The following is a 2,603-nucleotide window of genomic DNA, read 5'->3' on the forward strand; positions in this document are numbered from 1 at the left end:
ACGGGGCGGACGTCGCCGCGAGCACGATGAAGCTCGGCATCGCCAATTCATGCGCGGGGCTGCTCGTTACGGCGATATCCCCCTTTCTCGGCGCGGTCGCCGACAGCGGCGGGGCGAAAAAGAAGTTCCTCTTCTTCTTCACGGTGATGGGGGTGGTCATGACGGGGGCGCTTCCCCTCGTCGCCCAGGGAGACTGGCTCCCGGCCGTTGCCCTTTACGTGCTTGCCACCGTCGGCTTTTCCGGCGGGATCGTCTTCTACGACGCCCTGCTGCCGTCGATCGCCGACGAATCGCGGGTGGACCTGGTCTCCGCGCTCGGCTATGCCTTCGGCTATCTCGGGGGCGGCGTGCTCTTCGGCTTCAACGTGTGGATGGTGACCTCACCGGAGACGTTCGGGTTCGCTGACGCAGCCGGGGCGGTGAAAGCGTCGTTTTTCTGCGTCGCCCTCTGGTGGGCGCTCTTTTCCATCCCGGTGTTCTTCTTCGTTCCGGAGCCCCGCGCACCGCAGGCCGCCGATTCGATGAACCCGCTTAGCGACGGGCTGCGGCGGCTCATTCGCACGTTCCGGCACGTTCGGCAGCTCCGCCACGCCTGGATGTTTCTTATCGCCTACTGGTGCTACATCGACGGGGTGGACACCGTCATCCGCATGGCGGTCGACTACGGGCTGTCGCTCGGCTTCGAGCCTAAAAAGCTGATAACGGCGCTCCTCATCACCCAGTTCGTGGGGTTTCCCGCCGCCATCGCGTTCGGACGCATCGGCGAGCGGCTCGGCCCGAAACGGGGGATTTTCGGGGGGATTTTCGTCTACCTGATCATCGTCGCCTGGGCCTCCCGGATGGACTCGGCCACCGAGTTTTTCGCGCTCGCCATCGGCGTCGGCCTCGTCCAGGGGGGCGTGCAGGCGCTGTCGCGCTCCCTGTTTACCCGCATGGTTCCGGAAGGGCACGGGGCGGAGTTTTTCGGGTTCTACAACATGGTCGGCAAGTTTGGGACGATCGTGGGCCCGGTTCTCGTGGGATGGGCCGGTGTTGTTACCGGCAGCCCCCGGATATCGATCCTTTCTATCGCATTGCTGTTCCTGGTGGGAGGCGTACTGCTGACCCGCGTCGACCCGGCCCGGGGTACGCAGCAGGCTGCGGCTTTTCTGGCGAGAAGCGAAGATAGATGATCCCACCTGGACGAAAATACTCGTCATCGGCGGCAGCGGCCTAAGAGCCGCATTCAGGCGTCGACGTCCCTGTTGGGGGAAAAAGGAGAGCCCGAGAACCTTTGTTCTTAATATATACTTAAATGATAAATAACAAGCTATTAGATATAATAACTTAAAAATTTAATTTAATAGTATTTTGATGATATTTTTAAGGTTTCTGCTTCTTCTGTATGCGGATCCGGCATCGAAACCCGGCTTTTCATGTCCCTTAAACGTTTCTTCAGCGCCCCGATCACAAGGCTCATTGCCCCATGGTTTTTAATTTCACAGCTTCTCTCGTAGATGAGCCTGGAGAGGGTAAGGGACTTTAAGAGATGCTCCAGGTCTTTCCTGTCTTTCTCTTCGAGATTGAAAAGAGTTTCTTTCAGGGCGAAGAAATTTACCTGCGAGCGGGCAGGCGATCCATCGGAAACGTAATCGATCGTAAGGGGTTTTCCCCGGGGAGAAACGGAATCCATTGATACCTTTTTCACCGGCAGGGATGCGAGGATGCTTAAGAGAAAACAGGCCGTTGCGGCGGCATAAAGGAAGGAATCGGCCAGGGTGCCGACGGGTGAATCGGTCTCCGGGTAATTTACCGAAACGATAACCGGGCATCCCTGTATCGAAAGGGCCATCGTATGCGAGGAGATGTATATTTTCCTTAAAATGCTCAGGCCGGTTGTTGCGACCCCCTCTTTGCCCCTGTTTAAGAGAACGATCCTTCCCCAGAGGGCCGCTATCTTGAACTCGACCCTGTCACCATCGGTTTCGATAAAGATATCCGAAAGGGGATCTGTCGTCGATACGGTGAAAAAACGTTTTCCCGAAAGCTTTTCCACGACGTCCCCGGCCTCGATAATGAGTTCTTTTCGAGGGATCCCGGTCATCCGAACAGCCCTCCTATCTGGAGGATGATGGGGGAGAAGATGAGGAGAAAGATGGCGGGGAAGATAAAGAGGCACAGGGGCAGCATGAGCTTCACCGGGGCCTTGAGCGCCCTCTCTTCGGCCTGTGCGACCCTGTCGCTGAAGATCTTTTCCGATAGCTGCTTCAGCGACTTCCCCGGGCCGCTCCCGAGGGCCTTGCCGGTTATGAGGGATTCAAGTATGAGCTCGGCCTGGATCGATCTGTAGCGGCCCGCCATCTCGCCTTTGAGTTTGTCTGCGTCCACGCCGATTTCAAAGAGGCTCCTCACATCGCTCAAGAACATCCTGCTCGGCCCCGGAGGAAAACATTCGTGCATATTTGCGACCGCGGACTGTATCGAGCAGCCGGCATCGATGAGCAGGGAAAGGGAGAGGGCGAGGAAGGGAAGCTCCCTGTTCAGCGTGTTCGTCAGCCTTGCCTGCCTTTTCCTCTTGGCGGTGAGGATCAAAACGTTCAGAGCGATAAGCGAGAGGGGAAACA

3 protein-coding genes are annotated in these 2,603 nt (G+C 57.6%); 1 reads left to right on the top strand and 2 read right to left on the bottom strand.

Annotated elements, in window-relative coordinates; translation table 11 throughout:
- Nucleotides 1-26: 26 nt before the first annotated feature.
- Entirely contained in the window at nt 27-1,172 is a 1,146-nt protein-coding gene (locus GTN70_11280; GenBank protein ID NIO17543.1) for an MFS transporter, read from the top strand.
- Between the two features lie 167 nt (nt 1,173-1,339).
- Here GTN70_11280 and GTN70_11285 read toward each other — a convergent pair whose 3' ends face one another.
- Both GTN70_11285 and GTN70_11290 read right to left on the bottom strand, forming a co-directional pair.
- Entirely contained in the window at nt 1,340-2,083 is a 744-nt protein-coding gene (locus tag GTN70_11285) for a hypothetical protein (GenBank protein ID NIO17544.1), read from the bottom strand.
- The coding region (locus GTN70_11290) for a hypothetical protein (protein NIO17545.1) at nt 2,080-2,603 on the bottom strand (524 nt) is incomplete at its 5' end. The genes GTN70_11285 and GTN70_11290, both read right to left, overlap by 4 nt.

The sequence above is a fragment of the Deltaproteobacteria bacterium genome (genome assembly GCA_011773515.1).
GTDB lineage: Bacteria > Desulfobacterota > Deferrimicrobia > J040 > J040 > WVXK01.